This is a genomic window from Paraburkholderia panacisoli (genome assembly GCF_008369935.1).
Taxonomy (GTDB): Bacteria; Pseudomonadota; Gammaproteobacteria; order Burkholderiales; family Burkholderiaceae; genus Paraburkholderia; species Paraburkholderia panacisoli.
In genome coordinates, this window is record NZ_VTUZ01000132.1 from 1 (window position 1) to 1675 (window position 1675).

Annotated in this window: 1 protein-coding gene; it reads left to right on the forward strand. The window is 65.1% G+C overall.

Annotated features, from left to right (window positions below; genetic code table 11):
* Nucleotides 1–19: 19 nt before the first annotated feature.
* Nucleotides 20–1174 (forward strand): IS110 family RNA-guided transposase, encoded by a 1155-nt coding sequence (locus FVF58_RS50920; RefSeq protein ID WP_149676975.1) that lies wholly within the window; start codon nt 20–22, stop codon nt 1172–1174.
* The last annotated feature ends 501 nt before the right edge of the window (nt 1175–1675 follow it).

A 1675-nucleotide genomic window follows, 5' to 3' on the forward strand; every position in this document is an offset into this window, starting at 1 on the left:
TGCTCAATGGAGGGGCATCATGGACGCAAATCACGCTACCGAACCTCATGCTGAAGACGTCATACTGGCGGTTTCGCTCGAACTGGCCGTCGGAAAGTGGAAGGTGGCGCTGCACGATGGCCGGCGCGAGCGGCCGGCCGTGCACACGGTCGCGCAGCCCCAGGCCGCCGCCCGCCTGCAGGCCGTGCTTGACGTGATCGAACAGCAGAAGCTGAAGTGGTCGCTGCCGGCCGGCGTGCGCATCGTCGTCAGCTACGAAGCGGGCCAGGACGCGTTCTGGATCAGTCGCGCGCTGCAGTCCCGCGGCATCGAGTGCTACGTCATCGATCCGGCCAGCATCCCGGTCGAACGTCACAAGCGGCGCGCAAAGACCGACCGCCTCGATGCCATCAAGCTGGTGATCAACCTGCGCGCGTGGCTCCGCGGCGAGCGCGACCGCATGCACGTGGTGCACGTGCCGTCGCCGCAGGACGAAGCGTCGCGTCAGCTGATGCGCGATCGCGGACAACTGCAGAAAGAAGTGCTGCAGCACCGCGACCGCATGCGCAAACTGCTGGCCACGCTCGGCTGCTGGGATGAGGTCGACCACAAGGCCTTTGCCGGCCACCTCGCCCGCGACGAGGTGAAGTGTCATGACGGCACGGCGCTGCCGCCCGAACTGCGTGAGCGGCTGCTGCGCGAGTGCGAACGGCTCGCGCTGGCGGAGCAGCAACTTGCGGCACTCGAGAAGACGCGCCAGGCGAGCCTGCCGGCACCCGCCCGCCAGCGAAGCGATGACCTGGCGCGCCTGAAGGGGATTGGCGAAGTGGGCGCGTCGCGTCTCGCGCTCGAACTGTTCTGGCGGGAATTCAGCAACCGCCGCCAGGTGGGCGCGTGTGTCGGGCTCTCGCCGCAGCCCTGGGACAGCGGCGAGAGCCAGGTCGACCAGGGCATCAGCAAACAGGGCAACCGGCGAGTGCGCGCGTTACTGGTCGAGATGGCGTGGACCTGGCTGCGCTACCAGCCCGGCAGTGCACTGACACAGTGGTTCAACCAGCGCACGCAGGGCACGGGGCCGAACCGCCGCGCGCGGCGCATCGCCATCGTCGCTGTCGCACGGCGCCTCGCGATTGCGCTGTGGCGCTACCTGAAGGACGGCGTTATTCCTGATGGCGCACAGATGAAACCAGTTTGAGATCGTATTGCATGCGATAGTGATGCTACGACAGTCCGATCACTTGTTGTTCCCATGGTTCAAGTGGACATGCCCGTCCGCCCCCTGGGTTGCCAACGCAACCGATTCTTAGATGGGGCATGTCACCCGGACAAGATTCCGGCGCAGCGCGCATGCAGGATGGGGCTGGCGAACCGCCAGCGGATAGAAGGTTGTGAAACGTTGGATCGTCTCACGAGCGCAATGGCCGGCTTCAGGCAGGGACATAGATTCGATTGCAGCAATTACTGGGCGACGTGGATGGAATACGCCTCTATGCTGGTGAGCGCAATTCCGCGCGCTCACCAGCATACCCAAGCATATCGCGCCTTCGCAGCGTCAAGGGTCGCTGCGCTCCAGGCTTCGCCTGCCCTTGACCCCCGCTACGGCGCTTCTTTACGGAGCCGCCCGATGGGACCTGGCCAATGATTCGTGAGACAGGTCGTGAAAGGCCTTGACAACTTCCTGCTCATAGAAGGGGGC